Annotated in this window: 21 protein-coding genes; 7 read left to right on the top strand and 14 right to left on the bottom strand. The window is 56.9% G+C overall.

The window, feature by feature from the left end; all coding sequences use genetic code 11:
- Positions 1 to 2: 2 nt before the first annotated feature.
- The 4 genes from M3A44_09505 (at position 3) to M3A44_09490 (ending at position 5,469) form a co-directional block, all read left to right on the top strand.
- Positions 3 to 1,184 carry an efflux RND transporter periplasmic adaptor subunit gene (locus M3A44_09505; protein MEQ6341866.1) on the top strand — a complete coding sequence of 394 codons (1,182 nt, stop codon included), beginning with the start codon at positions 3 to 5 and terminating at the stop codon, positions 1,182 to 1,184.
- Between the two features lie 3 nt (positions 1,185 to 1,187).
- Entirely contained in the window at positions 1,188 to 4,289 is a 3,102-nt protein-coding gene (locus M3A44_09500; GenBank protein ID MEQ6341865.1) for an efflux RND transporter permease subunit, read from the top strand.
- A 14-nt stretch (positions 4,290 to 4,303) separates the two neighbouring features.
- Positions 4,304 to 4,630, top strand: coding sequence for a P-II family nitrogen regulator (locus M3A44_09495; protein ID MEQ6341864.1), 327 nt, complete (start codon positions 4,304 to 4,306; stop codon positions 4,628 to 4,630).
- A gap of 74 nt (positions 4,631 to 4,704) precedes the next feature.
- Positions 4,705 to 5,469, top strand: a complete 765-nt coding sequence (locus M3A44_09490) for a hypothetical protein (GenBank protein ID MEQ6341863.1) — start codon at positions 4,705 to 4,707, stop codon at positions 5,467 to 5,469.
- A gap of 34 nt (positions 5,470 to 5,503) precedes the next feature.
- Here M3A44_09490 and chrA read toward each other — a convergent pair whose 3' ends face one another.
- The 4 genes from chrA to M3A44_09470 all read right to left on the bottom strand — a co-directional run bounded on the left by chrA (position 5,504) and on the right by M3A44_09470 (position 9,319).
- Complete coding sequence (gene chrA, locus M3A44_09485) at positions 5,504 to 6,859, bottom strand: chromate efflux transporter (GenBank protein ID MEQ6341862.1); 1,356 nt, start codon at positions 6,857 to 6,859, stop codon at positions 5,504 to 5,506.
- 224 nt (positions 6,860 to 7,083) lie between these two features.
- Positions 7,084 to 8,598, bottom strand: a complete 1,515-nt coding sequence (locus M3A44_09480; GenBank protein ID MEQ6341861.1) for an IS66 family transposase — start codon at positions 8,596 to 8,598, stop codon at positions 7,084 to 7,086.
- 80 nt (positions 8,599 to 8,678) lie between these two features.
- Positions 8,679 to 9,050 (bottom strand): IS66 family insertion sequence element accessory protein TnpB, encoded by a 372-nt coding sequence (tnpB, locus tag M3A44_09475; GenBank protein ID MEQ6341860.1) that lies wholly within the window; start codon positions 9,048 to 9,050, stop codon positions 8,679 to 8,681.
- On the bottom strand, positions 9,017 to 9,319 hold the full coding sequence (locus M3A44_09470) for an IS66 family insertion sequence element accessory protein TnpB (GenBank protein ID MEQ6341859.1): 303 nt from the start codon (positions 9,317 to 9,319) through the stop codon (positions 9,017 to 9,019). The genes tnpB and M3A44_09470 overlap by 34 nt, the downstream gene beginning before the upstream one ends.
- Before the next feature lie 306 nt (positions 9,320 to 9,625).
- Between M3A44_09470 and M3A44_09465 the strand changes: the two genes are divergently transcribed.
- Positions 9,626 to 11,119, top strand: a complete 1,494-nt coding sequence (locus tag M3A44_09465) for an IS66 family transposase (protein ID MEQ6341858.1) — start codon at positions 9,626 to 9,628, stop codon at positions 11,117 to 11,119.
- A 38-nt stretch (positions 11,120 to 11,157) separates the two neighbouring features.
- Here the strand turns inward: M3A44_09465 and mutL are convergent, their stop codons facing one another.
- From mutL to M3A44_09425, 8 genes are all read right to left on the bottom strand, one after another.
- On the bottom strand, positions 11,158 to 12,999 hold the full coding sequence (mutL, locus tag M3A44_09460) for a DNA mismatch repair endonuclease MutL (GenBank protein ID MEQ6341857.1): 1,842 nt from the start codon (positions 12,997 to 12,999) through the stop codon (positions 11,158 to 11,160).
- Positions 13,000 to 13,108: 109 nt separating this feature from the next.
- Positions 13,109 to 14,479, bottom strand: a complete 1,371-nt coding sequence (locus M3A44_09455) for an N-acetylmuramoyl-L-alanine amidase (protein MEQ6341856.1) — start codon at positions 14,477 to 14,479, stop codon at positions 13,109 to 13,111.
- 30 nt (positions 14,480 to 14,509) lie between these two features.
- Positions 14,510 to 14,935 (bottom strand): tRNA (adenosine(37)-N6)-threonylcarbamoyltransferase complex ATPase subunit type 1 TsaE, encoded by a 426-nt coding sequence (gene tsaE / locus M3A44_09450; GenBank protein MEQ6341855.1) that lies wholly within the window; start codon positions 14,933 to 14,935, stop codon positions 14,510 to 14,512.
- Positions 14,936 to 14,964: 29 nt separating this feature from the next.
- Positions 14,965 to 16,452 (bottom strand): NAD(P)H-hydrate dehydratase, encoded by a 1,488-nt coding sequence (locus tag M3A44_09445; GenBank protein ID MEQ6341854.1) that lies wholly within the window; start codon positions 16,450 to 16,452, stop codon positions 14,965 to 14,967.
- 164 nt (positions 16,453 to 16,616) lie between these two features.
- Positions 16,617 to 17,822: a class I SAM-dependent methyltransferase gene (locus tag M3A44_09440; GenBank protein MEQ6341853.1), complete on the bottom strand. Its 1,206-nt coding sequence runs from the start codon at positions 17,820 to 17,822 to the stop codon at positions 16,617 to 16,619.
- 5 nt (positions 17,823 to 17,827) lie between these two features.
- Positions 17,828 to 18,958, bottom strand: a complete 1,131-nt coding sequence (gene dapE / locus M3A44_09435; protein MEQ6341852.1) for a succinyl-diaminopimelate desuccinylase — start codon at positions 18,956 to 18,958, stop codon at positions 17,828 to 17,830.
- A 3-nt stretch (positions 18,959 to 18,961) separates the two neighbouring features.
- A complete protein-coding gene (locus M3A44_09430; GenBank protein ID MEQ6341851.1) occupies positions 18,962 to 19,354 on the bottom strand; it encodes a VOC family protein in 393 nt (130 codons plus the stop codon).
- Positions 19,354 to 19,698 (bottom strand): ArsC family reductase, encoded by a 345-nt coding sequence (locus M3A44_09425; GenBank protein ID MEQ6341850.1) that lies wholly within the window; start codon positions 19,696 to 19,698, stop codon positions 19,354 to 19,356. The genes M3A44_09430 and M3A44_09425 overlap by 1 nt, the downstream gene beginning before the upstream one ends.
- Before the next feature lie 74 nt (positions 19,699 to 19,772).
- Here M3A44_09425 and def point away from each other — a divergent pair, with 74 nt between their 5' ends.
- Complete coding sequence (gene def, locus M3A44_09420; GenBank protein ID MEQ6341849.1) at positions 19,773 to 20,303, top strand: peptide deformylase; 531 nt, start codon at positions 19,773 to 19,775, stop codon at positions 20,301 to 20,303.
- A 45-nt stretch (positions 20,304 to 20,348) separates the two neighbouring features.
- Here the strand turns inward: def and M3A44_09415 are convergent, their stop codons facing one another.
- Positions 20,349 to 20,885 (bottom strand): DUF2062 domain-containing protein, encoded by a 537-nt coding sequence (locus M3A44_09415; protein MEQ6341848.1) that lies wholly within the window; start codon positions 20,883 to 20,885, stop codon positions 20,349 to 20,351.
- A gap of 90 nt (positions 20,886 to 20,975) precedes the next feature.
- On the opposite strand from M3A44_09415, the gene M3A44_09410 reads away from it, so the two are divergent.
- Positions 20,976 to 23,477, top strand: coding sequence for a DNA internalization-related competence protein ComEC/Rec2 (locus M3A44_09410; protein MEQ6341847.1), 2,502 nt, complete (start codon positions 20,976 to 20,978; stop codon positions 23,475 to 23,477).
- Between the two features lie 78 nt (positions 23,478 to 23,555).
- Here the strand turns inward: M3A44_09410 and M3A44_09405 are convergent, their stop codons facing one another.
- Positions 23,556 to 24,434: an NAD(+) kinase gene (locus tag M3A44_09405; protein ID MEQ6341846.1), complete on the bottom strand. Its 879-nt coding sequence runs from the start codon at positions 24,432 to 24,434 to the stop codon at positions 23,556 to 23,558.
- Between the last annotated feature and the right edge of the window lie 233 nt (positions 24,435 to 24,667).

Raw genomic sequence — 24,667 nt, 5'->3', positions numbered from 1 at the left:
TAATGACTATTGCATCTGCCCTGAAGGGCACCAGAAAAATCGTACATTTTACCGCCATTTCCCTCGCCATATTTGGGCTTGCGGCATGTGACTCAGCCAAAGAGACTGCCACCACCCAGCCAGCATCAAGCGCGGTGCAGGACCCTAACCTCGTGACAGTGAAAGCCGATCTCCTGAAGCGCCTCAAGATTTTCACCATCGGCAAGGACGAGGTGCGCGACACCTTGCGTGTGCCGGGCCGTGTCGAAGTAGATGAACAGCGGGTGGCCCGCATCGGTGCGACGGTCACCGGGCGCATTGCCCAGGTACATGGCATCCTGGGACAAGACGTAACCCGTGGCGAGGTGTTGGCCAAGGTGAACAGCACTGAGCTGGCGGAGGCTCAACTCACTTATCTGAAGGCATTGGCCCAGGTTGAACTTCAAAGCAGGGCCGTGGAACGTGCCAAACTGTTGTTGAGCGCGGATGTGATTGGTTCGGCGGAGCTGCAAAAACGCGAGAACGATCTCTTTTCCGCGCAGGTGGAACGACTTGCCGCCCAGGATCAGTTGCAATTGCTGGGCATGTCGGAAAGCGCCGTCAAAGCACTCGCCAAACGCCGCGACATCAACTCAATGATGCCTGTCACCGCCACACTGAGTGGTACGGTCATCGAACGCAAGGTTACGCAGGGGCAGGTGGTGCAACCTGCCGATGCGCTGTTCACTGTGGCAGATCTCTCGCATGTCTGGGTCGTCGCCGAAGTGCCCGAGCAGCAGGCGGATCTGGTGAGGGAGGGCAAGGAAGTCGAGGTGGAAATCCCGGCGCTGCAGGATCGGCGCATCACAGGTCGCCTGATCTTCGTGGGCGACACGGTCAACCCCGAGACCCGTACCGTAATGGTACGCACGGATGTATCCAATCCTGGCCGCGACATCAAACCCGCCATGTTGGCCAGCATGCTGATTCAGGGGCGTCCCACGGCGCGGCTCGTGGTGCCTGCGGCGGCTGTGGTGCGTGAGGATAACAAGGATTATGTTTTTGTGCAGACCGGGACGATGCAGTTCCGTTTGATCCCCGTCACCCTTGGGGTGGAGAGCGGCGGGGTGCGACTCGTCAAATCGGGATTGAATGAGAAAGATGCCGTAGTGACCGACGGTGCATTTCATCTCAACAACGAACGCAAACGTAAAGAACTGGAGTAATTCATGATCGAAGCCCTGGTTCGCGGCGCGCTCAAGCAGCGCGTCATTATGGTGGTGATTGCGCTGGCCCTGTTCGCGTTTGGTGTCATGTCGGTGCAAAAACTCTCGGTGGATGCCTTCCCTGATGTGACCAATATCCAGGTTCAGATAGCCAGCGAGGCGCCTGGCCGCTCTCCTGAAGAGGTGGAGCGTTTCGTCACTGTGCCCATTGAAATCTCCATGACCGGCCTGCCCGGATTGACAGAGATGCGTTCTTTGAACCGGAACGGCCTGTCCCTCATCACGCTGGTGTTTACCGATGCGACGGACGTGTATTTTGCCCGGCAACTGGTGATGGAGCGTCTGATCGAGGTGGGCAGCCGTATGCCGGAAGGAGTGACGCCGGTGCTCGGCCCGGTCTCGACGGGCCTCGGCGAGGTGTATCAATACACGTTGGAAAGGCCCGATGACGGCAAGCGCGCCCTTACCGTCGAGGAGTTGACGGAGCGTCGCACCATTCAGGACTGGGTGGTGCGGCCAATGCTGCGTGGCGTCTCCGGCATCGCGGAGATCAATTCCCAGGGGGGATACGTCAAGCAGTATCAGGCGCTGGCCAATCCTGATCGTTTACGCCACTACGGGGTGAGCCTGCAAGAACTTTACACCGCGCTGGCACGCAATAATGCCAACAGCGGTGGCGGTGTGTTGCCGCATTATGGCAAGCAATACCTGATTCGTGGCGTGGGCCTGATACGCAGCCTTGACGATATCGGCAATATCGTTCTCAAGGAGGTGGAAGGCACGCCGGTATATATCCGCGACGTAGCGCAGGTCACGTTTGGCCACGAAGTGCGCCAGGGTGCGATCATCAAGAATGGCGATACCGAATCTGTCGCAGGCATTGTCATGATGCTGCGTGGCGGCAATGCCCGCGAGGTGGTGGGCCGCATCAAACTGAAAGTGGCAGAGATCAATCAGAAAAATATCCTGCCCGGTGGCTTGCAGATCGTACCTTTTTATGACCGCACCGAGCTGGTTGATTCGGCGCTGACGGGCGTCGTCAAGGTGCTCGCCGAGGGGATTATCCTGGTCGTCATTGTGCTGTTCATCTTCCTGGGGGATGTCCGCTCCAGTTTGATCGTGGTAGCGACGCTGGTGCTTACGCCACTTATAACATTCATGACCATGAACCACTACGGCATATCCGCCAATCTCATGTCGCTCGGGGGGCTGGCCATCGCTATTGGACTCATGGTGGATGGTTCCGTGGTGGTGGTGGAGAACGCTTTCCGCCATTTGGGAGAACGCAAGGATAGCGGCGAAAGCAAATTCCACATCATTCTGGATGCGGCGTCAGAGGTGGGCAAGCCAGTACTGTTCGGCATAGGCATCATCATTCTTGTGTTTCTGCCGTTGCTGTCACTACAGGGCATGGAGGGCAAAATGTTCGCGCCGCTGGCCCTCACAATCGCCATCGCCCTGACTGTTTCCCTCATTCTCTCCTTCATGCTTACTCCGGTGCTGTGCTCGTACTGGCTCAAAGGCGGAGCGGAGCATGACACATGGCTGGTGGCGGTTATCAAGAAACCTTATCTCAAGCTATTGGGATGGGCCGTTGTCAATCAGAAGAAAGTCACTTTTGCCGCACTTGCTTTGTTCGTTGGAAGCCTGAGCCTCTTTCCGTTCCTTGGTACATCGTTCATCCCGATCATGCAGGAAGGTTCGATTACCCCGCAAATTATCCGCGTGCCGAATATTTCATTGGAAGAATCGATCCGTATGGAAATGGAAGCGATGAAAGCGGTCTCTGAAGTATCCGGCGTGAAGATGGTGGTATCCAAGCTGGGACGGGGCGAGAGCCCGGCTGACCCTGGCATGCCTAACGAGTCGGATCCCGTTGTCAGTCTCCAGCCGCGTGATGAATGGCCGGAGGGCTGGAAGCAAGAAGATATTGCCATGGCAATCCGCGAAAAGCTCAAAGGGTTGCCCGGAATCGAATTGGTGATGAGCCAACCGATTGCCGCACGTGTCGACGAAATGGTCTCCGGAGTGCGCTCACAGGTGGCGATCAAACTGTTCGGCGACGATCTCACGGCACTCAAGCACACCGGCGACGAAATTGCGCGTGTGCTGTCAAGCATCCAGGGCGCATCGGATATGCGCGTGGAAAAAGTGAGCGGCCAGGAATATCTCACCGTCAAGATTGACCGTGCGGCCATCGCCCGTTATGGCATCAATGTCGAAGATGTCAACGACCTCATCGAGACTGCTATCAAGGGCCGGGTCAGCACCGAGGTCTTCGAGGGCGAACGCCGCTTCGCCGCAGTGGTGCGTTTCCCGGAAGCCTACCGTGAAAACCCGGAGGCTATCGGCCAGATACTGCTCAGATCACCCAAAGGGGCGGTCGTTCCTTTGAGCGATGTGGCGGAAATCGAATTGCTCGATGGTCCCGCCCAGGTCAGCCGTGACGGCGCCAAACGCCGCATCGTGATCGGTGCCAACGTGCAGGGCCGCGACCTGGGTGGTTTTGTCGCGGAGGCTCAGGCGAAGATCGCGCAACAGGTCAAGCTCCCTGAAGGATATTACCTCGTATGGGGCGGACAGTTCGAGAACATGGAACGTGCCATGGCGCGCCTGATGGTGATCGTGCCCATTACCATCGCGGCGATTTTCTTTCTGCTTTTCGTGCTGTTTAACTCGGCGCGCTACGCCGCTCTCATCATTCTGGTGTTGCCGCTGGCCTCGATAGGCGGTATCGTCGGCCTCTTCGTCAGCGGTGAATATCTCTCCGTGCCTGCTGCAGTCGGCTTCATCAACCTGTGGGGCATAGCGGTTCTGAACGGTGTGGTGCTGGTGTCGTATATCCGCGGCCTGCGCGAGGAAGGGCTGGATCAGGCCACCGCCATCATTCAGGGATGCACGCAGCGTTTGCGCCCGGTGTTGATGACCGCTTCCGTCGCCATGCTCGCGCTGATCCCCATGTTATTCGCATCCGGCCCAGGCTCCGAAGTGCAACGCCCCTTGGCGGTTGTAGTGATTGGCGGGCTGATTAGCTCCACCCTCTTGACACTGGTACTGCTGCCCACGCTGTACCGGTGGTTTGAGGAAAAGAAAATTGAAGCATAATTGAGTATTCCGCAATGAAAGAAATCAAAGCTATCGTCCAGCCTTTTAAACTGCCAAAAATTCGCAGTGCTTTACGTAATGTGAAGGATTTTCCGGGGATGAGCGTCAGCAAAGTGGAAGGTTGCGGCCCGGTTGTGGCTGATGCCCTTGGCCACAATATCAAGGCGGACCTTACCGATTTCACTCCCAAGGTGCGCATTGAGATAGCCGCACCTGACGATCTGGTGGATGAGATTGTGCGAACCATCGCAGAGGCTGCATACACTGGGCAGGTGGGGGATGGCCTGGTTTGGGTGACACCCGTGGAGCACATGATTCGTATTCGGGAGAAGGTTGTTTGACTGTTTAACGGCAACCGTATCGGGGTTTTTCCGGTGCGGGTGGGATACGGGCCATATAATGGAGGTGGTTTTTCATGTTCAAGATTATCAAAATATCCGTCATTTCAACCATCCTGACATGCGGGACAACCGTTGCTGCTGAGCCGCGTGACAGGGCGCCCAATTTTTCCCTTGAGGTGGAAGCGGGCGCGGCATGGCAATCCCGGAATGATGTACAGATCCCCAACAGTGCCAGTGGAACACGCTTTGCTCTGGATAGCCTGACTGGCAGCGGCCCCTATCCTGCGGCTCGTCTGATGCTGAGCTATACATTCAAGCCGAAGCATGAATTGCGTTTTCTTTATGCGCCATTTTCTATCGATGAAACCGGTGTCCTCGATAAAAACGTCGAGTTTGCGGGAGGTGCCTTCTCGCAGGGTTTGCAGACTCAGGGAAGTTATCGCTTTGATTCTTACCGACTGACGTATCGTTATCTCTTTCACGATGGACCTCATTGGCGCTGGAAGGCCGGCATTACCGCCAAGATCCGTGACGCCAAGATTGAACTACAACAAGGTGGCACTTCAGCATACGACAGCAATGTCGGATTTGTACCCCTTGTGAATTTGTACGGGGAGCGAAGCCTCGGCGAACATTGGCGCTTCATTTTTGACTTCGACGGGCTGATCGGGCCACAAGGCCGGGCCTTTGATGTGGCGGCAAAGCTAGGTTATGATCTGACGCCAAATTGGACTGCGACAGCAGGATATCGCGTTCTTGAAGGCGGTGCCGACAACAAGAGTGTGTACACCTTTGCCTGGATTAACTACGCCGTCCTGTCTATGATCTATAAATTCTGAGCTAATGGATGGCCTCGTAGCGGCGGGAAAGTTTTCACAGCATCAAGGCATACACAATGCCGATGGTACCGCACGCGCCGATCACCGGGATAACCCCGGCTTTATAGCGGAACAAAGCGATAAAGGCCGTTACACCAATCAACACGGAGACCCACTCAAAGTCTCCGGAAAAGCCCTTCGGCCACAGCACGTGATAGGCGAAAAACACCGCCAGATTGAGTATTACCCCCACCACCGCGGCGGTGATGCCGGTGAGCGGCGCGGTGAAGTGCACGTTGTGCCGCGTCGTCTCGATCGCTGGGGCGCCAACCAGAATGAACAGGAAGGAGGGCAGGAAGGTAAAGAAGGTAACCACCACGGCGGCGGCAATGCCCGCCAGCGCCAAGTGACCGGGGCCAAATAATTGCAGTGCCCAGCCGCCAACGAAGCCAACAAACGCCACGATCATGATCAATGGGCCGGGCGTGGTCTCACCCAGCGCCAAACCGTCGATCATCTGCGTGGCCGTCAGCCACTGGTAGTGCTCCACCGCCCCCTGGTAGACATAAGGCAGCACCGCATAGGCTCCGCCAAATGTCAGCAACGCGGCTTTGGTGAAGAACCAGCCCATTTGCGTAAGGGTCCCCTGCCAACCGTAATTGAGTAGCAATAGGGCCATAACGCCCGCCCATAACCCAAGACAAACGAGCAGGTAACGTAGCGCGCGCGGCCAGTGGAAGTGAGTGTGTATGGGGCGTGGCGTGTCGTCATCAATTAGAGCAGGGCCGTAATCTTTATTGGATGCCTTGTGGCCGCTACCTGTGGCGAATTTTTCCGGCGCCATGTGGCCGCCCAGATAACCCGCCAGCGCTGCGCCTGCAACGATATAGGGGAAGGGGATGCTGAATGCAAGCATCGCGATGAATGCCGTGCCGGAGATAGCCCACAATACCCCATTTTTCAGCGCGCGCGAGCCGATGCGCCAGGCGGCGAACACCACAATTGCCGTCACAGCGGGTTTGATGCCATACAGCAGACCCGCCACCAGTGGCGTATCGCCAAACGCCAGGTATGCCCAGCTCAAGGCAACAAGGATAAACAGGGAGGGCAGTACAAAGAGCATACCCGCCATGATCCCGCCCCAGGTGCCATGCATCAGCCAGCCGATATAGGTCGCCAACTGCTGTGCTTCGGGGCCGGGCAGCACCATGGTATAGTTCAGCGCGTGCAAAAAACGCCCCTCTGAAATCCATCGGCGGCGCTCCACCAGCTCCTGGTGCATCAGACTGATTTGCCCGGCAGGCCCGCCGAAACTGATAAACCCAAGCTTTAACCAGTATAAAAAGGCTGCGCCGAAGGATATGGGGTTGGGGGAAGTCGGGCTGGCTGTGGAGTTATCGTCGGGCTGCATAGTATCAATTATAAATTTTGTGACGCAGCGCACAGAACTTTATCTGCCGTTGCGGATAATAGACTCCAGGGTAACAAATGGCGGTCACCCCCCCCCACCCACCCAACCGTCATTTGGAGTCCAACTTTAGCCCGGGCTGCTCAATGCGCCTGGGCATTTTTTTGCCTAAACAGTATCTCGCCCGCCGTTTTATGGTAAGCGTCCAGCCGCTCCACCTGTACAGTTCAGCCTGATGCCTGTACAGACCGCAACGGCAACAACTCATCAATGCGGCTGTTAGGCCAGGTCGGCAGTTTCTCCAGCGTATCCTTCAGCCAGGCAGCCGGCTCGATGCCGTTGAGTTTCGCCGTTGCGAACAGGCTCTGGATGGCGGCGGCGCGGCGGCCCGCGCGTTCACTGCCGGTGAACAGCCAATTCTTTTTACCAAGCGCAATAGGACGGATAGCATTTTCCACCGGGTTGTTATCGATGGGGTAACGGCCATCCCCGAGGTAGCGCTTGATTGCATCCCAGCGTTTGAGGCTGTAATCGATGGCCTTGGCGGTGCCGCTACCCGTGGCGGTGGTGAGCCGTGTGCGCTGGAGCCAGGCATGGAATTCGTCCAGCTTCGGCTTGGCGTGTTGCTGGCGTAATGCCTGGCGATCCTCGATGCCCAGGGTCCTGCCCTGATCTTCGATGGCATAGAGCCCGGCAATGCGCTTCAATGCCTCGGCCGCGATCGGACTCTGATGGGCGGCATGCAGATCGTAGAATTTCCGCCGCGCATGGGCCAGGCACGCCAGTTCCACCACGGCGTGGGCGAACAGGCCTTTGTAGCCGGCATAATCATCGACCATAAGGGCACCCTTCCAGCCTTGCAGGAAGTTCCTGGCATGTTTGCCGCGCCGGTCGGTCTGGTAGTCGAAGAGGACGAGGGGGTCTCCCTGTTCGAGATCGCAACTTCGGTAGGCCCAGAGGAAGGCGCGTAGCGTTTTTCCCCGTCCGGGGTCGAGTTGCTGCACTGGGGTCTCGTCGGCGTGCAAGACGGTGCGCTGGCGGAGTCTCTCGGCCAGCCGGTCGGCCAGCGGCTGGAGTGCCACGCCAATGCGACCTACCCATTCGGCCAAGGTGGAGCGTGACAGGGTAACCCCACTGCGGGCCGCGATCTGCTCCAGCCGGTAGAGAGGCAGGTGATCCATGAATTTGCTGACCATCACCCAGGTGAGCAGGCCCGGCGCCGCCATGCCGCCGTCGATGACCGCCGGCGGAATCGGCGCCGCACTGACGGTCTCACAAGCACGGCAAGCATACTGCGGACGAATGTGGCGATGCACGAAGAAGCGGGCGGGCTCGACATCCAGTTGCTCGCTGATGTCTTCGCCGATCTTGACCAGATCCTTGCCGCACTGGCCGCAGGTGCACGATTCCGGCTCATGCCGGTGCTCGATGCGCGGGAGATGATCCGGCAACGGCTGGCGACCGGCGCGTTCGCGCTTGGGTTGCCGGGTAGATGCCAGCTGTTCCACTTCGGCTTCCAGCGCGCTGGTGTCGGTATTCCAGCTTTCCTCGAACAGCTCGCGCTGCTCCAAGGAGAACTGTTCACTCTTGTTGGCAAAGCGAATGCGCTTGTAGTAGGCGAGCTCGAAGGTCAGGGCTTGGATTTTGAGCGCATCTTTTTGGGTTCTTTCGAGCAGCTTGCCTATCCATTCCGCCAAGGCGGGATCGGGCTTGAATTGGGCGAGTTCGGCGGCTAAATCCATGCCTGTATTTTACCACTGGCATGCTCCGCAAGCCAGTAACGGCAAGGGTTTTAGGCTGTTTATTCACTAAAATAACGCGCTCACACTTGCCACTGTGACGGCGGTGGCGCCGAGAGTCTTTGCCAGTCGACACCGGCGGTCAGCCAGTCCCATTGCGCTGGCGTGAGGGCGAAGGTGGTGGCGTCCGATGTCGGCCAGGTGAAGTGGCCACGATGCAGGCGACGCTGACAGAGCCAGACGCCAGTACCGTCCCAGATCAGGAGCTTGAGGCGGTTCTGGCGTCGGTTGCGGAAGGCGTAGGCCGTGCCGTCGCAAGGGGAGCGGCCGAGCGTGTTCTGGATGCGCTGGGAGAGGCCATCGATGCCGGCACGCATGTCGATCGGTTCGACCACCAGCCAGACTTGTGCGGGCGTGGGGATCATGGCAGTTGCCGCAACAGGTCGGCCAGCCATGGAGCCCCGTCCGCCGGCAGCTCGATTCTCCAGCCGCCCGGACTGTGGAGCCGTACGACGTTCCCCGTTACCGGTGCACCCACGCTGACCGGCACCAAGGTGAGGGATGACTTTGCCGATGCAACGGCTTCCCTCTCCTTGCGCCGCCAGCGATAAAACGCCTTCTCACCCAACCCTTGGTTCGCACAGTATTCCCTCTGCGTCAGATCACTTCGACGCCAGGCTTCAAGATGCTCTCGCCAGAATTCCTGCCCATGCCTCTTCGCCATCTGGAGTCCCTCCGAAAAAGCAGCAAGAGTGCACGGGCTTCGCGGAAAACTACAGGTGGGACGGCTGGCCGCTTACGTTTTATGTTCCGTTATGGTAACTACTCACTCCCTTCACACGAAAAATAACTTAAAAATCTCTTGACAGGTTTTTTCTATCGAAAAAACTACTTTCTTATCTCGGCGTAAAATCTATGCTCTATTGCCGCTGGCAGGGGCTTTGATCTCTTCAATGAGCCACCTTGCCATTTTAAGTCGAAAAAACCATTTCAGCCTGATGTGACCGTCATCAGAGTGTCGAAAAAAGCCATGTTATCCTTTGGCTATTCCAAACGTATAGTCACTCTCTTCATGGCAAGCCTGGACAAAATCTCCGTCAGAAACGAAGTCATCCGGTTGAAAGCGGATTTTGAGCAGCTCAGTTGCGACGGTAAAGTGCCTCGCGAAACTCAGGTGCTTATGAATAGCATGTTCATGATGATGGAGCTGATGCTCTCCATTTTTCTGGAAAGAATAACCAAGAAAGACAGCCGCAACTCCAGCAAGCCCTCCTCCCAAACGGAAAAGGACGACTCCTCGTTGAGTCATCCGGGGAGCCAGGGTAAGGGGAAAAACGAAAACGGCGCCCTGCTGAAAAACACGCGCGTCAAAGAGAGTGTGACTCTTTCTAGAGTCCGCCTCTGCGATGTATGTGGCGAAGATCTGGATAATACGCCCTGTAGTCACCATGAAAGACGGACGAAGATCGATATTGTTTTTGAGAAAGTCGTTGAGCATGTGGATGCCGAGGTCAAGCAGTGCCCGGTCTGCGATGCGACGGTCAAAGGGAAGTTCCCGGCGGATATGCACGGCCCGTTGCAATACGGCGATGGCTTAAAGGCCTTTGTCATCAATTTACTGGTGTCTCAGATGGTCGCGATCAATCGCGCGCAAACGCTGCTGACCTCCATGATCGGTGTTGTGATCTCTGAAGCCACTCTTCTGGCTTTTGTGCTGCGGCTTCATCGTGCCTTGGAGCGGTGGGAGCAGCACGCCACCGCACAGCTGCTGAAAGCACCCTCTATGCATGTGGATGAGACCTCCTTGCGGGTGGATAAGCAAAACCACTGGATACACGTGTACTCCGCAGGGGAGATCACCCTCAAGTTTTTACATCGAAAACGGGGCACGGCAGCGATCACGTCGATCGATATTATTCCGCGCTACGATGGCGTCATCATTCATGACTGCTGGTCATCCTACTTGTCCTATGATCACTGCTCTCACGGCCTGTGCGGCTCGCATCTGCTGCGCGAATTGACGTTCATTGTTGACGCCAATGACTACGCCTGGGCGCGCCACATGAAACGCCTTTTACAGGAGAGCTGCGCCACCGTCTCCAGAAGCACGGAAAAGAGATTGACCGATGAAGCACTGGCGCGGTTGCAAAAGCGCTACCGCACGATTCTCACCCGTGGCGAAAAAGAGCTTCCACCTATTCCCCAAAAGCCCAGCGGGAAACGCGGCAAACTCGCCAAGTCAGATGCGCACAATCTGCTGGAGCGATTGCAAAAACATGAGGCATCCGTCCTGCTGTTCGCCAAAAACCCGCATGTCTCCTTCACCAATAATCGGGCCGAGCGTGATTTGAGAATGTCCAAGGTGAAGCAAAAGGTCTCAGGCTGTTTCCGCTCAGAGATTTATGCTCAGGCTTATTGCCGAATATCAAGCTATCTGCAAACCATGGCCAACAAGGGGCATAATCCTCTTCTTGCGATTCAAATGGCTCTCGCGGGTGAGGTCAACTTAATCGGGGGTGAGTAGTTACCCGTTATGTTAAGAAGCCGACCGCTACACTGCTTTTATCGCCCCCGCATAAACATCTTGTCGAGCTCCGCCATGCTGAGTTGTATCCATGTAGGGCGCCCATGATTGCACTGGCCACTACGTTCAGTGTGTTCCATGTCTCGCAATAGCATGTTCATTTCCGGGAGGGTAAGTTTGCGGTTGGCGCGCACCGAGCCATGGCAGGCGAGGGTAGAGAGTACGGTGTTCAGCTGTTCGCGGATTCGTGTGCTGTCACCGAAGGCATGAAGATCAGCCAGCACATCCTGGACCAAAGTTTCTACATTTGCACTGTGCAGCAATTCAGGTATCTGACGCACAACCAGTGTTGTGGCGCCCAGCCGATTAACCTCAAAGCCAAGATTGGTGAAGGTAGTGCTGCATTCTTCCGCTAACCGCGCGTCGCGTTCATTGACCGTTATCGTGATAGGCACAAGCAGAGGTTGAGAGCGGATCCCGTCGCTATCCAGCGCGGTTTTCATGCGCTCATAGGTGATGCGTTCGTGCGCGGCGTGCATGTCTACCAGCACCAGGCCATGGGCATTTTCGGCGAGAATATAGACACCGTGCAGTTGCGCGATGGCGTAGCCCAGCGGTGGGGTCTCGTGCCGGGCTTCATCCGCTACGGCTGGCGTTGCAGCGGAAGATGGGTGCAGCGCGGCATACGCAGAGATTTGTTCGCGCACTTGCAGTGGTGATTGTGATGACGACAAGGGCAGGGGAGGTTGACGCGCATAGTGAGGAGCAGGTGCTGGCGTATAGGATGGACCACGTGGCGCATCCAGCACGGCATTGTCAGGCGCGGGCATCTCGGCTGTGGAGAGCTGCGGTGTGTGATCGCCAGGCGTCGTATGACCAGGCCGGGTGGTTGCGAGCACGTCGCGCAGTGTGCGGAACAGAAAGTCGTGGATCAGGCGGCTTTCCCGGAAACGCACCTCGTGCTTGGTGGGGTGAACATTCACGTCCACCTCTGAGGGTGGCATTTCCAGATACAGCACAAACACCGGATGGCGTCCGTGGAACAGCACATCCTGGTAGGCCTGGCGGATGGCGTGACTCACCAGCTTGTCGCGGATGATGCGCCCGTTGACATAAAAATATTGCAAATCGCTCTGGCCACGCGAGAAGGTTGGCAATGTTATCCACCCCCATAGCCGCAAGCCGGAGGCCTCGAAGTCGATACGCAGTGCATTTTCGAGAAAGGGCGTGCCAATGATATCCGCAATGCGCCTCTCCTTGTCCCGTTCATCAAGGCCAGCGCGCAAGGTTTGAGCGGCGCGCTGGTTATGACGCAAGGTAACATCCACATCAAAACGGCTGAGCGCAATGCGCTGAACAACTTCCTCAAGGTGAGAGAATTCAGTTTTTTCACTGCGCAGGAATTTACGCCGTGCCGGGGTGTTGAAAAATAGGTCGCGCACTTCCACTGTGGTGCCAACCGGGTGAGCAGCGGGCGATGGCTGCGCATCCAGCTCGCGACCATCGCCCTGGATACGCCACCCACTGTTGTCGCTTTGAGTACGCGATGTCAGGGTCAGGCGTGATACGGAATAGATGCTCGGCAATGCCTCACCGCGAAAACCCAGGCTGGATATATTCGTCAGGTCATCAAAGGTTTTGATTTTGCTTGTGGCATGGCGGCTCAGTGCCAGAACGAGATCATCCTTGTGGATGCCACAGCCGTTGTCACGCACCCGTATTAAGCCCGAGCCACCCTGTTCGACATCAATCTCGATCTGGGTTGCCCCTGCATCCATACTGTTTTCGAGCAGCTCTTTGACCAGCGAAGAAGGTCTTTCAATAACCTCGCCTGCGGCGATTTGGTTAGCGAGTTGGGTAGGGAGACGGTGGATGCGCATCGGTTACGTCAGGAATGAATCAGGCGGGTACATGTGCGAAAAGTATAACCTACCAAAGCCTTGGGCGCTCATTTTGAATGAGGGTCTTTGGCGAGGTTTTACTGGTCGATTATCCATCCCCAGGAATACGCAGCACTGCGCCCGCCTTGACCTGTTCATCCGGCAGTTTGTTGGTGAGTCGCAGTTTCTCTACGCTCACGCCATACTGCCCGGCGACAGAAGCGAGTGTTTCACCCTCGGAAATGATATGTCTCCGCGCGGCGAGTGCGGCGAATTTTGTGCCGGGTGGCGGTGAGCGGGTGAAGTAGGTGCGTATGCCGCTCAGGATGGCGCGTGCAAGGTTCTGCTGATGTTCTTCATCCTGCAATTTTCTTTCTTCGGCCGGGTTTGAGATAAAGGCTGTTTCGACCAGCAGGGAAGGCATGTCTGGCGATTTAAGCACCATGAAGCCTGCGCGCTCGACGTGTGGCTTATGCAGGTCGCCGATTTCCTTCAGACCTTCCAGGACTTTGCTGGCAACGTCATGACTGGCTTCGACGGAGGCTGTTTGCGATAAATCCAGCAGTACGGAGGCGAGCATTTTATCCTTGCCGCCCAACTCAACACCGCCAATCAGATCCGAGGCGTTTTCCTTGGCCGCCAGCCAGCGTGCCGCCTCACTGCTCGCGCCCCGCTCGGAGAGTATAAATACCGATGAGCCGCGTGCATTGGGATTGGTGAAGGCATCGGCATGAATGGCGACGAAGATATCAGCCTTTTGCTCGCGTGCCTTCTGGGTGCGCTGGCGCAAGCCGATGTAATAGTCACCATCGCGGATCAGCACCGGCCTCATACCCTTCTCCTTACGCACCAGATCTTCCAGCTTGCGTGCGATTGCAAGTGTCACGTCTTTTTCGTTAGTGCCGCTGGGGCCGCGCGCGCCTGTGTCTTCCCCACCATGCCCGGCGTCGATGGCGACCACGATATCGCGGTAGCGCTTGTCTTCCGGCGTCTTGGTTGTTTCAGGATACTTATCATTTGTCGTGATAGAGGAAGGTGGAATGGGTGAAGGTAGGGCGGGTGTGGCCGTATTGGCTATTTTCACCGCAGAATTGGCGTCATACAAATCCACCACCAGGCGGTAACCATACTCCCCTGCGGGATTCAGCATGAAGATCTCTGGCCTTACCCGGTTTTTTAGATCCAGTACTACACGCAGGTCCTTGCCGTTGCGCGGCGCGCTACGGATGCTTTGCAGCAGGGTGTTGTTGTAATCCACCGTGCCCAGCGGAGCGGCGAGGCGGGCGCTTTCCAGGTCAACGACCAGCCGGTCGGGATTATCCAGAGTGATTAGCTTGTATGCCGCCGGTGAGTTCATGTCGAAGACCAGACGCGTGCTGTCAGGACTCGCCCACAGCCGCACACTTTTGATCTGCGCGTCGCTGGCAACACCGATGCTGGACAAAAGCATCAAACAAAAGGCTGCGATGATTTGTTTCATAAGGCGATTCTGCATCATTTTTTGCGTTTTTTATAGCCCCAATTGTGCCAGGGCATTCTTTCCCGCCGCTGTCCTTGGCTCAAATCGCACCAGGCGTCCAGATTCGGCGTAATCAATGCTTACTTCAATGTCCGGGGGAGGCAGATAATGCGCGCCGCGCTCAGGCCATTCAACAAGAAAAATCGCGTTTTTTTCGAGGAAGTCGCGTATCCCCAGGTATTCCAGCTCATCCGGACCGGCGAGCCGGTACAGGTCGAAATGATAGATATGCCTCTGATCGATTTCATATGGCTCCACCAGGGTATACGTTGGACTCTTTACCTTGCCGGCATGTCCGAGCCCCCGCAGAAAACCGCGCACCAGTGTCGTTTTTCCCGCGCCGAGTTCGCCGTGCAGGAAAATGATTGCCCCTCCGTTTCCGCAGGCTTGGGCAAGCCGCGCGCCTAACGCGAGCATTTCATCTTCCTGAGAGATCAAAATTTCCATCAAATTGAAGATGGATTTGCCAAACGGTGAATGTGCGGCATCAGATCGCTTGCCAGCAGTCCACGCTCACCCACCGCTGCCGCGTCATCGCCTGCAACAGCGTGGATGTACACGCCGGCACATGCCGCATCCGCCAGACTCAGTTTTTGCGCAAGCAGGCCGGCGATTACGCCGGTGAGCACATCACCCATGCCGCCGCTGGCCATGCCGGGATTGCCTGCGTCGCAGACGGCGATGGGTTGCTGGGTACTACAAATTAGGGTTCCTGCGCCCTTGAGGATGCAGATGCCGCCGTAGCGTTGCTGTAATTCCTGAGCAGCCTGGAAACGATCCATTTGAATATCCGCTGTTGTACAGTCCAGCAGACGTGCCGCTTCGCCGGGGTGGGGTGTCAGCACCCAGTTGTCGCGCCTGGCGGGTTCTAGCGCCAGCAGATTCAGTGCATCGGCATCCACCACTAGCGGCAGATGTGTTTCCAGTACGGCGGCGAACATTTCGCGCGCCCAGACTGACTGGCCGAGCCCTGGCCCGATGGCGATTACGCTGGCCCGCTGCAGCAGCGCATGCAGATCCTGTGCATGTTCCACGTCATGGCACATCAACTCCGGGCGTACGGCAGCGATTACGGCGGCATGTGCGGCGCGTGTGGCAACACTGGTTAATCCGCTACCGGTGCGCGCGGCAGCCTCGGCGGCGAGCCGCGCCGCGCCGGACATGCCGTGGTCGCCGCCGATCACCAGCACATGGCCGTGATCGCCCTTGTGGGCCGCGCGCAAGCGTGACGGCAGCAAGCGCTGTATCTGTTGGGGGATAAGGCGGACGGCGGGCGCGGTGATCCGTGCATATACTTCAGCGGGGAGGCGTAGATCGTCAAATTCGATCACGCCGCAGCAGTCCGGACCCGCAGCAGTGAACATGCCCTGCTTTAGCCCGATAAACGAAATGGTTGCCTGTGCGCGCACTGCCGCGCCGAGCATTCTTCCGGTGTCCGAATGCAGGCCGGAGGGGATATCCAGGGCCAGCACAGGTACCCCGCTGTGATTGATGGCATCGATGGCGGCACGCCACTCACCTCTGACTTCACGGTCCAGTCCGGTGCCAAGGAGGGCGTCGACCACCACATCGAACTCCGTCAATGAGTCAGAGTCGAGTTGTTTTATGGGCACACCCACCACCCTCAGGAACTGGGCTGCGGCCAGTGCTTCACCACGCAGTCTGGCCGCGTCACCCACCTGAAAAACAATAACCTTCAAGCCCGCCACATGCGCCAGACGTGCCATGACAAAACCGTCGCCACCGTTGTTGCCGATACCGCATACCACGGCGACTGATCGTGCCTGATGCCAACGCATACCCAACGCCACGAATCCCGCAGCACCAGCGCGGGACATCAACGTAGAGCCGGGAATGCCGAACTCTTCGATGGCGATGCGATCCATCTCGCGGACGTCGCTGGCGTGGTACAAGTGATGTGGTAGGGTGTTCATGGTGCCTACGATAACCATAAAAACAGCGATTGGAGTCCGCGGCCCTGCCGTGATGCCCCGGCTTGAGCAAGTTAAGAGAAAATCCTGCTATAGTGTCCCATACGAATTGCGCAGAGGTAAAGTGATCCTGTTTAGCTCCTAAGTCCTACAGGCTGCCAGCACTGTCATCCGCACTTGCCCCCTTCCGCAAGCAAAAACTCATGCGGGATAATCAACCCTTCTGAACTTGTAAAAGCGTGCGCCAACGCTGCAACATCCTCCCTGATTTTATCTCTTTCTCCTTCGGCTAATGCGTCGTATTGCATCTTCATGATGTCTGATTGCTCGACAATATCCCAATAATCATTAAATGACGGGAAGCGGTAATTGAATGTGTGTGCGTGTATCGTGAAATTCGTAAAACCCGCCTGCCGGAGGATATTATCCAGCGCGCCTGGCGCGCCCAACGAGGTGACCTTGGCGAGGGGAGGGTGTTTTTCCGGTGGCACTCTGTCTTTGAAAACCTGATGCGCCCAATACATTGTAGGCATGGTTTCCGGCGTGCTCCACACTGCGATACTGAAACGCCCCTCAGGTTTGAGGACGCGGTGCATCTCTCGCAATCCTTGCAGCGAATCTTCGAACAGCATTACGCCAAAACGGCACATGATCTTGTCGAAAGCGCCGTCGTCGAAGAGCAGCTTTTCTGCTGCCATATGCTGAAAATGAATATGTGGCAGGTTTTCCTGCGCCGCCTTTTTTTGAGCTACTTTTACCATCGGTTCAGCGGCATCGGTTCCCGTAATTTTCAGGGTATTGCCCATGCGTCGTGCCAGGGTCAATGCCGGTTCGCCGGTGCCGGATGCAACATCCAGTATGATGTCGCCAACCTGGGCATTGAGCGCTGCCAATAAGGCCTCGCCGACAGGTGCGAGCTGCGGCAGCCATAGATCAAACTTTTCGGCGATGCGGCCCCAGTCGGGCTGGTTATTTGCTGAGTTGTGTTGCTGCTCATGCGTGTCTCCCAGTGCGGATAATTCCCGATTCAGTAACCCTGTGTCACCCAGATTCAACTCCACAAAACGCCGCAGATGCGCAATGCTGTCAATGTCGATGTGAGTGCAACGCAATCCAATCTGGTTTGTTGCCACATGAGCAATGACAGCGTCCATGTTGATTGAAACATCATCGCCAGCAAGGCGTATATGCAGTATATACGGCTCGCCAGTGGCGCCAGTCCAGTCTGCTGGCCGTTCCATCAAGGCTCCATTCAGTGAAAGATCGATCAATCTACCGCGCCAACGGCCATTGGAGCTGGACAACTCTGCTTCGGCGTCAAATGGGATGCGCTTGAAATGACGCCGTTCGTCATTGGCATTATTTTGAGTCATTGTTGTTACCTCACAAGCAGTTTTTCCAGGATGCGTTGATAAAGGCTGGATAGTGTGTCGAGATCGCTGATGCTGACACATTCGTTCACCTTATGGATAGTGGCGTTCACTGGTCCGAGTTCAAGTACCTGCGCTCCGGTGGGCGCGATGAAGCGCCCGTCAGAGGTGCCGCCAGAGGTGGATAGTTCGGTGGCTATCCCGCTGATTTCGCGGATCGCGTCGCGTGCAGCATCGATCAGCTCGCCTTCCCGTGTCAGAAATGGTTCGCCGGAGAGATTCCATTCCAGATCGTATTTGAGATTATGGTTATTCAATATAGTCTCGACACGCTCACGGAGTTGTGGGTGAGTAATGGCAGTCGAGTAGCGGAAATTGAATAACACCTCAAGATCGCCGGGGATGACATTGTTTGCGCCCGTGCCGGCATGGATGTTTGAGATTTGAAACGTGGTGGGCGGGAAATAGGCGTCGCCTTTATCCAACTCTATCGCGCACAGCTCGGCGAGCGCGGGGGCGAAGCGATGTACCGGGTTGTCGGCAAGGTGCGGATAGGCGACATGGCCTTGCACGCCATGCACGATCAACGTGCCGCTCAGTGAGCCGCGTCGACCGTTCTTGATCACATCTCCCACGCACGTTGTGCTGGTGGGTTCACCGACCAGGCACCAGTCGATTTTCTCGCCACGCGCGGCAAGATGCTCCACCACTTTTACTGTGCCATTGATGCTGGGGCCTTCTTCGTCGCTGGTGATGAGAAAGGCGATGGAGCCCTGATGGTTCGGGTGTTCGGTGACGAAGCGTTCGCAAGCAGTCACCATTGCAGCCAGGCTGCCCTTCATGTCCGCCGCGCCGCGCCCATACAGGCAACCGTCGCGTATCTCGGGCGCAAATGGCGGGCTGTGCCATTGTTCGAGTGGCCCGGTTGGCACCACGTCGCTGTGTCCGGCGAAGGCAAACAGCGGGCCGGATGTGCCGCGCCGTGCCCAGAAATTATGCACTTCGCCAAAGGGTAGCCGTTCTATGCGAAAGCCGATGGCGGCGAGACGGGCGATCATGCCCTCCTGGCAACCGGCATCCTCCGGCGTGACGGAGGGGCGGGAGATGAGGTCGATAGCGAGTGCGAGGGTAGGGGACATTAGTCAGTTAATCTCATGTGTGTAGTTGGAAATCTCGATGAGGTTGCCATCGGGGTCGCGCAGATAAATGGAAATGATGGCCCCGGCAGCGCCGGTGCGTGGCAGGGGGCCGTCGATGATTACAATGTTTTGTGCCTCCAGATGTGTCATAACGCTGGTTAGCGGTTCACAGGTAATAAAACACAAGTCCGCCGAGCCGGGTGTTGGCCGGGAGGCCTTGGGTTCGAATTCTTTGCCCGCCTCGTGCAGGTTGATTTTCTGTTTGCCAAACACAAGTGCTTTTCTATCGTTGCCGAAGGTCACAACATTCACGCCCAATACCTGGCTGTAAAAATCGCAGCTTGTGGCTATGTCGCGCACGGTGAGTACAAGGTGATCAAGCCGGTCAATTCTCATCAGCCAAACAGCCTTTCGTAGTCTGAGGTGCTGAAACCGAGGTGACGCGATGTGCCGAGATCCAGCAGCGGGCGCTTGATGATCGAGGGGTGGGTGAGCATCAAGGCGATGGCCTTGGTTTCATCCAGTGATTCCCGGTCAGCGTCCGGCAATCGCCGCCAGGTCGTGCCGCGCCGGTTCAATAGCGCCTCCCAGCCAAGTTCCTTCACCCACCCGCGCAGTATTTCTTCGTCCAGACCGTCCTTGCGGAAGTCATGAAACCGGTAATCCACGTGGTGTCCGTCCAGCCAGGCCAACGCCTTCTTGACCGTATCACAATTTTTGATGCCGTAAACGGTTGCCATGACTTTAATACGCCGCAATGTGGAAACAGCAATTGTATAATATCCAACGATAAAGTTATTTAAAGTGAGATGCTATGGCTGTTCGAAAAGTTTTGCGCATGGGTGACCCGTTGTTGTGGCAAGTTGCCGGACCCGTTACCGATTTTCACGACCCGGCGCTGCGAACATTGATTGATGACATGTTCGACACCATGGAGGCCATGAATGGCGCTGGCCTGGCCGCGCCGCAGATTGGTGTGAACCTGCGTGTGGTGATTTTCAGTATCGAGAACAATCCGCGCTATCCTGATATGGACGCCGTGCCCACCACAGTGTTGATCAATCCAGTGATCGAACCATTAAGCGATGCGCTGGAGGAGGGGTGGGAAGGTTGCCTGAGCGTGCCGGGCATGCGCGGCCTCGTGCCCCGTCATAGTCACATCCGCTATTCCGGCTTCGACCAGCAGGGCGGACACTTTCAGCGCGAAGTGAGCGGTTTTCATGCGCGCGTGGTTCAACACGAATGTGATCATCTGGATGGTGTTCTGTATCCCCTACGGATCAAGGATATGCACAACTTCGGGTTTCAGAAGGAGCTGTTTGGGGAGGAGACCGATGGGGAATAGGGCGTTTCGCAAACTGCCTGGGCGTAAATGTGCCAAGGCAGCCAATCACTTGTCTCGTGTCGCTCGTTGTTTTCTCTTCTTCAAATAACGCATGATATGCCAATGCCAGATCCCGCGCATCAGCAGGTTGCCGAGCAGCGCGCTGCTGACGGAAAGCACCAGGGTGCCGAGCAGGAAAGGGCCTCCGATGGTGTTTAACTGTCCCCATAACCAATCAATCGACATCTCGATTTCAAAGGGATGCTCCGGCATGTGCAGAATCCAGGTGCCAATTTTGTAGGAAAAATAGGCGATTGGCGGTACCGTGAACGGGTTGGTGATGAATGTCAGCGCGACGGACAACGGCATATTGACCCGGAACATCACCGCCCCCGCCGCCGCGATCAGCATTTGCACCGGGCCGGGAATAAATGCTGCGAACAGTCCCACGGAAACCGCGCCGGGCACCGAGTGCCGGTTCAGGTGCCACAGATTGGGCGCGTGCAGCAGCGCGCCGAGAAACTGCAAGTGTTTGTGGTCGCGAATCGTTTTGTGATCGGGGACGTAACGCTTGATAAAGCGTTTGATAAGCTGTTTTGGCATAAATTAATGTAATTCCCACCCTGTTCGATATAGGGTAGATCGACGCCTCCCTATTTCCGATTATCCACACTTTTGGGCCATAACTAAAGCATGCGCTTGGGTACGCTCGCATTCCTGGCTGGAATTCTTGCTTTTCAGCAACTTACTGAGCTGCCGGATCAGCGTTGGTGTCTGCTGTTGGTCCCGTTGCTGTTGGCGGTGTTTATCAGATGGCTGCATTTTCCGGCGCTGGTGGCCTGTGGTTTCCTTTGGGCGTTGTTTAGTGTGGCAGGTTCCCTGTCCATAGGGATTGCGCCGAGTCTGGAAGGTGAGGACATCATAGTGGAGGGTGTGGTCGCCTCTATCCCCAGCCGTTTAGCCGGGAACGTAATGTGGCGGCCAAAGGATACCCAAAAGATAGTTGCCACGGACGGTGATGACTCCCGTGGGATGCGCTTTGAATTTGACGTGATTTCGTTGCATCAGGGCGCGACACGGCACCCCACGCCTGGCCGTATTTTGCTCAGTTGGCAGGAGGCACCGCCCGATCTTCGGGTGGGGGATACCTGGCGCTTGCAGGTGCGTCTCAAGCGTGCGCGCGGACTGATGAATCCTGGCGGATTCGATTACGAGGGGTGGTTGTTCCGCCACCACCTGCATACCACGGGTTATGTCAGGCCAAGCGGCCCTCATTTACGCATAGCCTCGAACGCCGACGGCTATACCATTGACAGGTTGCGCCAACGGATAGCGTCCGGCATTGCCGCAGCCCTGCCCGCCAGTCCCTATGCCGGGATCATCACCGCGCTGACGATAGGCGAGCAGCGCGCCATCTCCAGCGCGCAATGGGAGGTGTTTTCGCGCACCGGGACCACCCACCTGGTGGCGATTTCCGGCTCGCACATCACGCTGGTAGCGGGGCTGCTGTTCTTCCTGGCGCGCTGGGGGTGGACTCGTCTCGGGTCGCTGGCGCTGCATTGGCCCGCACCCAAAGCCGCCGCCGTAATTGCCCTGCTGGGGGCGGTTTACTACGCCGCCCTGGCCGGATTTTCCGTCCCGGTGCAGCGTGCGCTGATCATGGTCTTGGTGATCATGATGGGGATATTGTTACAGCGCAACCGCGCACTCAGCCACACCCTGGCGGTGGCACTGCTGCTGGTGCTGGTGTATGACCCGCTGGCGGTCATGGAGGCGGGGTTCTGGCTGTCGTTCGGCACAGTGGCGCTGATCCTGTTCGCCATGGGCAATCGCCTGACGCCAGAGGGGATGTTGATCGCCATCCATGGCGATCACCCTTCGGGCGTGCTGCGCACGACCCGTTTCGCTCCTGTCGAAACGGTGTGGTGGAAGTGGGGGCGGCTGCACTGGCTGATTACCATTGGCCTTGCACCCGTGATGCTGGTCCTGTTCCAGCGCGTCTCGTTGATCTCACCCGTGGCAAATTTCATCGCTGTGCCCTGGGTGAATGTGCTGGTGGTACCCCCCGCACTGGTGGGCGCGCTACTGACGCTGATGTCGCCGCTTCTGGGAGGCTGGGTGCTGGTGTTGGTGGATCTCGCGGTAGCGGGGCTGTGGCCGATCCTGAAGTGGCTTTCCGATCTTGATGTGGCGCAATGGACGCAACACGCCCCGCCGTGGTGGGCGTTATTGCCTGGATTGGTGGGTATCGCCCTGCTGCTTGCACCAAAGGGCTTGCCGGGGCGCTGGCTGGGGGTGGTGTGGCTGTTGCCGATGTTTTTCCTGCCGATTCCCAAGCCCGCCACGGGGGAGGTATGGTTTACCCTGCTGGATGTTGGTCAGGGCCTGGCGGCGGTGGTGCGCACGCGTGATCACGCCCTGGTGTTTGATACCGGCCCGCGTATCAGTCAAAGTTTCGATACCGGCGAGGCAGTCGTCACACCGTTTTTGCGCGCTGTTGGTGTGACGCAGCTTGACACGCTGATCGTCAGCCACGGCGATAACGACCACATCGGTGGCGCGCAATCCATTGTCAAGGAGATGATAGTCAAGAGCGCGCTGACGGGTGTTCCGCACCAGATGCGGTGGGCGAGGGCGCAACAGTGTTCAAGCGGACAAACGTGGCGCTGGGATGGGGTGGAGTTTCAAATCCTCAATCCCCCCGTCGATATGGCCGGCGACAACAACGATAGTTCATGCGTACTGCGTATTACCAACGCGGCAGGCAGTGTTTTGATCCCCGCCGACATCGAAAAAGGCGCGGAACGGCGCCTGCTCGATCTTGCGCCTGATGCTTTGCGCGCGCGCATCCTGGTTGCACCGCATCACGGCAGCAAAACCTCGTCCACCCAGGATTTTTTGGATGCCGTGCGTCCCGAGTATGTGCTATTTCCCGCCGGTTACCGCAACCGCTACGGTCACCCCAAGCCCGAAGTCGTGGCGCGTTACCGGGCCATGAATGTGCATATGTACGACTCCGCGCAGCACGGCGCCATCACCTTCAAGCTCGATGCACAGGGCAAAGTTGCGCCGCCGGATACCTACCGCCAGTCGGGGCGGCGGTATTGGCATGCAGTGAATCCCCAAATCCCCCTGTATCCCCCTTTTGCAAAGGGTGAGGCTGTTGAGGCGGCATCTGCTGTCCCTCCTCTGTGAAAGGGGGGGAGGGACAGCGCAAGCATTGCCAGTGCGCAAGTTGTCCTCCCCCCTTTGTAAAAGGGGGCTGGGGGGATTTTAAAGCTTCTCCCCCCAGCGCAACTTGGTGCGTAGAATTTTATAGTGGTCGTGATCCGCCGGGTGAATGAGTCGGATTGGGCGGTTATTTTTCTGGATATGGATATGGTCGCCCTCGAACAGGTCGAAATTCATCTGCCCATCACAGGTAAGCTGCGCCCGCTCGTGATTACAGTCAGTGATGACGACATCAATCTGGCTGTCACTGTTGACGACAATCGGGCGGCTGCTCAAGGTGTGAGGGCAGATCGGCACCAAGGCAATTGCGCTGAGTGTAGGATGCAGAATCGGCCCGCCACCGGATAGCGCATACGCAGTGGAGCCGGTTGGCGTGGCGACGATAAGCCCGTCAGCACGCTGGCTGTTGACGAACTGGCCGTTGATGTAGGTCTCAAATTCGATCATGCGCGCCATGTTCCATTTGTGGACAACCACATCATTGAAGGCGCAGCTTTCATTGATTTCTTTGTCGCCACGTTTGATGGCGCTGCGTAGCAGGCAGCGCTCTTCCAGAAGGTAATGCCCGCGCAGGATTTCCGCCATTATTTCGATCATGCGATCGGGAGAAATATCGGCGAGAAAGCCCAGCCTGCCGAGGTTGATTCCAACCAAGGGGATGCCGGTATCAGCCAGAGAGCGTGCGGCATTAAGCAGTGTGCCGTCTCCACCAATGACAATCACAAGATCGCAGTGTGCGCCAATGGTCTGGCGGCTGGCGGTTTCCATTCCTTGCCGGGGAAAGGTTTTGGCAGTAACCTCGTCCAGCATAACCCGTAACCCCTGCGCTTGCAGGTAGGTGCTAAGAGTGCTGAGCGCTGCATTGACGCTTGGGTCGCCGTATTTTCCAATCAGACCGATGGTGGCAAATGCCAGTGGCATGGCGTTTTTTACTCCCTGCTTGAAAGATTTTAATGAGCGTCAAAGTTATCACGCCAGGCATACAGGTGCCAACTGAGTGATGATGTTTATATTTTTTCAGGGTAACTACTCACTCCCTTCACACGAAAAATAACTTAAAAATCTCTTGACAGGTTTTTTCTATCGAAAAAACCACTTCCTTATCTCGGTGTAAAATCTATTCTCTATTGCCGCTGGCAGGGGCTTTGATCTCT

Source organism: Gammaproteobacteria bacterium (assembly GCA_040183005.1).
Taxonomy (GTDB): Bacteria; Pseudomonadota; Gammaproteobacteria.
The sequence above is the reverse complement of the archived record's forward strand: the minus strand, read 5'-3'. Positions and strand labels throughout refer to the sequence as shown.